Raw genomic sequence first — 5,459 nt, 5'->3', positions numbered from 1 at the left:
TCCTCGTCCTGCCCCAGCTCCACGAGGACCTCGAGGTCGTCAATCCGGGCGGCCAGCTTGTTCAGGCGCTCCAGCTCCGACTGTTTGTGCGAGAGCTTGGAGGTGATGACCTGCGCGGCCGCGGGGTCGTCCCACAGGTTCGGCTCGCCGGCGCGTTCGCTCAGTTCGGCGATGTCTTCCTTCAGCGCCTCGACATTCGAAACGTTCTCGATCGAAGCGTACGTGGCGCGCAGCGCGCGGATTTCTGCGGGAAAATCAATGTTAGCCATGGTTTTTCAAGCCTACGCTATCCCCCGCCCCGGCTCCCCGTTGACCCCTCACCGCGTCAGCCGGGACCGCGCCGTCGACGTCGCCTCGATCCGGATGCCGTCCGGGACCAGGAAGTTCACGATCGGAGGATGGACGGCCGCGCTCAGGACCACGACGGCGGTGGACCCGTCAGGGCTTCCCGTCACCGGCGAGACGGCCAGTCCGCTGAAACGGGCGAATGCGCCGTTGCGGTTCAGGTAGTCAGCCGCCGTGCTGCGCACCCTGCCGCCGTTGAGGACCGCGGTGGGGTTACCGGAGGTGCTTTGCAGCTGGCCGAGCGTGAAGCTGTCCGCCGCCGCGACCGAGGCGCCATCCGCGAGGGAGAGCAGTTTCTTGTGTTCCAGGTACACGCTGGAAGCGGCCGCCACCACCGCGGTGACCAGCATGGCCACCAGCACGTAGCCGATGATCAGCACCATCAGCTGCCCGTCCTCACCTCCACCCCGGTCCGGTGCCGCGCGGGTCACCGGAATCTTCCGACTATCTGGGTGGCGGAGGCGCTGAGGTGCCCGGCGTCGAGCCGCAGTGCGTCACCGAAGGGAACGAACGGYAGCGGCACCGTGAGCCGGACGGTGACGGTGACGGCGGATCCGGGGGCCGTGCAGTCGGCGGGCACGCAGCTGGTTTCGAGGCTCGCGTTCTGCTCCGGCTGCCCGTAGTCGGCGAGCGCCAGCCGGACGGCTTCCGCGGCGGCGGCCCGGCCGCCGGCCGCGTCGGGCTGGGCAACGTAGACCTTGGCCGCCTGGTCAGCGGCGCCGACGACGGCGAAGGACCCGCCCTGTAGCTGGCCGACGGTGATGATGAAGTACACCACCGGCACCATCRGCAGCAGGGACAGGAAGGTGAACTCGACGACGGCGCTGCCCCGCTCGGCGTCGTCGTCAGGGCTGGATGGCGGCATGGCCTTTCACCTCCAGCATGTCCCGGGGCCCGATCAGCCCAATGACGGGCAGCGGGGCGCGGACCGTGACTTCGAGGGTGCGGATGCCCGCGAAGTTCGTCTCGGTGGTGGTGACGTCCCTGGCGAAGTCCGGGGTGAGCGCCACGCCGATCAACTGCGAGGTGCGGCCTGCCGCGTCGGCGGCGCCCCGGTCCGCCAGGGTGCCGTAGCGGGCGCCGGACGCAGCGGCGTCGATCAGTGTGTTCCGGACGTGCAGGACGAGGGCGAGCTGGATGATGGCCAGGAAAAAGAACGTCAGCAGTCCCCCGACCAGGACGAAGTCCACCACGGCGGAGCCGCGTTCCGCGCCGGTAAGGTGCTGGCCTCCGGCTGCAGCCATTGCCTACTGCCCGACTTTTTGCATCGCCTGGTTGAAGAGCCCTTCGAGCGCGGGCCCGGCGATCGCCAGCAGCGCGGCGACCAGGACGGCCGACATAAGGGTAATCATCACCCAGCCCGGCACGTCGCCACGCTCGTGTTCGTGGCGCTGTCCGCGTGATTGGCCCGGGGTGGCACCGGCCAGCCATAACGCCAGGCCAACCAACCACGTCACTGTCCGTGTGCTTAAACCGATGTTCTTCACTGTTTCCCCTTTATTTGAATGCTTCCCTTTGTTTGAGTGCTGCGCTTACTGCATTTACTCGTCTAATACGGTGACTGCGGCCGCCCGTTCAGAGCCCCAGGGTGATGGCGGCCAGACCCGGAAACACGGCAAAGACCACGGTTAGCGGCAGGACGCCAAAAACGAGGGGCACCATCATGCCGATCTCCTTGCGTCCGGCCGACTCCATAAGGTCGCGCTTCGCGGTGTCCCGGACGTCCTGGGCCTGTGCACGAAGGACGTCGGCGAGGGGTGTCCCGCGTTCCACCGCCACGATTAACCCGTCGACGAAGCGGACCAGCGGGCCCAGCTCGGTTCTCGACGAGAACTCCTGCAGGGCGTCGGCCAGGGGTTTCCCGGCCCGGGTGTCGGCCAGTACGCGGGTGAATTCCCTGGACAGTTCGCCATGCGTCCTGCGGCATACCCGATCCAGGGCGCCGGTGGCGCTCTCCCCCGCGCTCACGGCGAGCGCCATCAACTCGGCCACACCCGGGAACTCCGCCATCATCCTGGCTTCGCGTTTCTTGACCTGCGTCCCAAGGAGATAGTCGCGCAAGAGGAACCCCGCCAGGCCCGCGCCAAGGACAATCAACACCGCAAGCAACGGGTTCAGCCGGCCCAGCGCGCCGCCCAGTAACGCGATAGCCGCGGCGGCAAGAAATGCGCCGACGCCCCACAGCACCTGCTCGGCGCGGAAATCCACGGACGTTTTGCTGCTCCCCGCCCGGGCGAGCCGGCGCTTGAGTGCCGATGATCCGGGATTAAGCCGGCCCAGCTTCCGCACCGCGTCGTGTATCGCAGGACGCAGGATCCGCTCCAGCGGGCCGAACGGCGTGACATTGCCCGGAGCCGTGTACAGGAGCCGGGACTCAAGGTTGTGCGCTTTCAGTTGCGGCCGGATGCGCTCGGTAAAGTTGACCGGCCGGAGGAACGGGAGCCGCAGGAGGAACAGCCACAAGCCGCAGCCGAGCACCAGGCCGCACGCGACCGAGCCAGCCGTTAGCGCGTTCACCGGAGCACCCGCTCATCCTGCGGCAGGGACCCGATGCGCAGCATCACGGCATAAGAGATCAGCGAGACCAGCAGGCCGCCCACCAGGACGGCAGCACCTACCGGCGAGTTGTACGCCGCGATGGCTTCCGGCCGGCTCGCCATCAGCACCAGCACAATCCAGGGGGCGGCGACGGCGAGCCTGGCAGCATTGACAGTCCAGGATTGCCTGGCCTCGAGTTCGCTGCGGGTGCGGGCGTTTTCGCGCAGGAAGTCCGCGAGTGTGCCCAGCAACCGGCCGAGGTCCGAGCCGCCCACCTCCCGGGTCAGGCGGAGGGCCTCAACGATCCTGTCGGCAACCGGATCGGCGAGCCGTTCCTTCAGCCTGCTCAGGGCGGGATCGAACTGGCCGCCGGAGCGGTAGTCCGCGCCGAAGTCGCGGAAGAGGGGACGCAGCTCTGCCGGGCCCTTGTCTCCGAGCTGGATCAGCGCCTCAGGCAGCGAAAGCCCGGCCCGGATCGCCGAACGCAGGTGATCGACGACGTCGGGCCACAGCTCACGGAGCACGGCCGCGCGCTTGCGGGCTCGCCATTTCACAAAACCAAACGGCAACCAGCCGCCGAAGAGGCCAAAGCAGCCGGAGATGGCCCATGACCGGGTGGCGGCGAAAAACACCAGCGTCACGAAGCAGCCGACGCCCAGGCAGGTCGCCAGCAGGCCGAACCGGCTGACCTTTTCAATGCCGGCGGAACGGAGCAGGTCCTCCAGCCGGCTGACCCGCGTCCGGGGCTTCCGGGGGCGCGGCTGCTCCCAGGCGGACCACCAGACCAGCAGCAGGCCTGCACCCCCAAGGACCCCGAGCAGCGGCGCCATCAGCGGGGCTCCAGCAAGGCGGCGACGTCGAACCCGGACCGGGCGAACTTCTCCGCCGCGGGCATCGAGTTCGCTTGTGCCTCGAGCGTCCCGCCGCGCATGTCGAAGACCATGGACGACTCGATAATGCCGTTCTCCACCCTGCGCCCCAACGAAAGGATCTCCGTCACCTGCCGCCTGCCGCCCGGGTGGCGGCTGCAGTGCACCACGAGGTCGATGCAGGACGCCACGGTCGGGACAACAAATGCGCTGGAAATGTTGTCCCCGGCCAGCAGCGGCAGGGTGCAGATCTTGGTTACGGCGTCGTGGGAGGAGTTTGCGTGGATGGTGCACATCCCTGGCATTCCGGAATTTAGTGCGATCAGCATGTCCAGGCTCTCGGCTTCGCGGACTTCACCGACCACCAGCCGGTCCGGCCTCATCCGCAGGGCCTCTTTGACGAGCCGGCGCATCGGGATCTCGCCCTCGCCCTCGAGGTTCGGCTGCCGGCATTGGAGCCCGACAACGTCACGCAGCGGGAACTGCAGTTCGAAGATCTCCTCCACGGTGACCACGCGCTCGCGGGTGCCGATGCTGGCTGCCAGGCAGTTCAGCATGGTGGTCTTGCCGGCCTGGGTGGCTCCGGAGACCAGGATGTTGAGCCCGCTTGCCACGGCCGCCCCGAGGAATCGGGCCGACTGCGGCGTCAGCGTGCCCAGTTCCACGAGGTGTTCAAGCCGGGTTGCCTTGACGACGAACTTGCGGATGTTGATGGCCCAGTGCTGTCGGGTCACATCCGGGATAACCACGTGCAGCCGTGAACCGTCGGGAAGAGCAGCGTCGACAAAAGGCGAGGAAATGTCCAGCCGCCGGCCGGAGCTCTTCAACATTCGTTCCACGAGGTTGCGGACCTGCTGGTCCGTGAGGGCAATGGAGGTCAGTTCGGATTCACCATTGCGCGCGACGAAGATCTCGTCCGGGGCGTTGAGCCAGATCTCTTCGATCGCCGGGTCATCCAGTAAAGGCTGCAGCGCCCCGAAGCCGGCCACGGCGTCGAAGACAAACCGCCGGGCCTGGTCCAGGGGCCCGATGGGCGGGAGCGGCGCCAGGAGGGCCCGTTCGTCGTAGTCGCTGATCGCCTCTTCCACGAGGCGGCGGACTTCACCGCTTTGCCGCAACGGATCCAGGCCGCGGCGACGGATCAACTCACGGACTTCGTCCTCGACGATGCGCACAGCTTCCACGGTGCCCCCAACATGACCGCTGCCCCTCTGCCGGAGGCAGTGCAACTGGGTTAAAGCTAGGGCGGCCCGCGCCGGCGAACAAGGGTGCGGCCGCTCCTATGTGGAAAACCTCGGCCCAGGTTCATAACAATTGCCCCACTAGTAACACCAGACACTCTGGATCGCCCTTTGCGTCGGTGTTAGGGTGGGCGCGACAAGTCAGACATTCTCACATCCCGGACAGCAGCCTCCTCCACGGCAACTGGGCGTGGGATCACTATGACACTGCCACGAGCGTGTTGTTCCGGAGCGGCAAATGAAACGGACCCAACTTCCACCCCTGAGTCTTCTCTGCAGCCGGGTCGGAGGCGCATTGTTGGCCGTCTCCCTGATGGCGGGACCCGGCCTGGTAGCCCCCGCTGTTGCGGACCCTGCGGCAGCGCCCGCGGCGACGCCAGCTCCGGCGCCGACGGGAGCGGCCGCCGCAACGGCCTCGAGCCCGGCACCTGCGCCCTCCCCGGCTGCCGCCACCGCGCCGCCGTCG

At 67.5% G+C, this 5,459-nt stretch carries 7 protein-coding genes and 1 pseudogene; all 8 read right to left on the bottom strand.

Translation table 11 applies throughout. The features are described 5' to 3' along the window. Positions 1–269, bottom strand: a pseudogene (gene prfB / locus AC1DHD_RS13860) (peptide chain release factor 2); the annotation flags it as partial. Between the two features lie 48 nt (positions 270–317). Continuing rightward, entirely contained in the window at positions 318–776 is a 459-nt protein-coding gene (locus AC1DHD_RS13855; RefSeq protein ID WP_476880272.1) for a pilus assembly protein TadG-related protein, read from the bottom strand. Further along, positions 773–1,210 (bottom strand): hypothetical protein, encoded by a 438-nt coding sequence (locus tag AC1DHD_RS13850; protein WP_476880271.1) that lies wholly within the window; start codon positions 1,208–1,210, stop codon positions 773–775. Before AC1DHD_RS13850 ends, AC1DHD_RS13855 begins: the two co-directional genes overlap by 4 nt. Next, positions 1,191–1,589, bottom strand: a complete 399-nt coding sequence (locus AC1DHD_RS13845) for a TadE family protein (RefSeq protein ID WP_476880270.1) — start codon at positions 1,587–1,589, stop codon at positions 1,191–1,193. The genes AC1DHD_RS13850 and AC1DHD_RS13845 overlap by 20 nt, the downstream gene beginning before the upstream one ends. Positions 1,590–1,592: 3 nt before the next feature. Further along, positions 1,593–1,784: a hypothetical protein gene (locus AC1DHD_RS13840; protein WP_476880273.1), complete on the bottom strand. Its 192-nt coding sequence runs from the start codon at positions 1,782–1,784 to the stop codon at positions 1,593–1,595. Between the two features lie 136 nt (positions 1,785–1,920). Next, entirely contained in the window at positions 1,921–2,862 is a 942-nt protein-coding gene (locus tag AC1DHD_RS13835; RefSeq protein WP_476880269.1) for a type II secretion system F family protein, read from the bottom strand. Beyond that, on the bottom strand, positions 2,859–3,713 hold the full coding sequence (locus AC1DHD_RS13830; RefSeq protein WP_476880268.1) for a type II secretion system F family protein: 855 nt from the start codon (positions 3,711–3,713) through the stop codon (positions 2,859–2,861). Before AC1DHD_RS13830 ends, AC1DHD_RS13835 begins: the two co-directional genes overlap by 4 nt. Further along, positions 3,713–4,936 (bottom strand): CpaF family protein, encoded by a 1,224-nt coding sequence (locus AC1DHD_RS13825; RefSeq protein WP_476880267.1) that lies wholly within the window; start codon positions 4,934–4,936, stop codon positions 3,713–3,715. Before AC1DHD_RS13825 ends, AC1DHD_RS13830 begins: the two co-directional genes overlap by 1 nt. Between the last annotated feature and the right edge of the window lie 523 nt (positions 4,937–5,459).

Source organism: Arthrobacter sp. 05L45_2, assembly GCF_056397525.1.
Note: the sequence above shows the minus strand (reverse complement) of the source record. Positions and strands in the feature narration are given on the sequence as shown.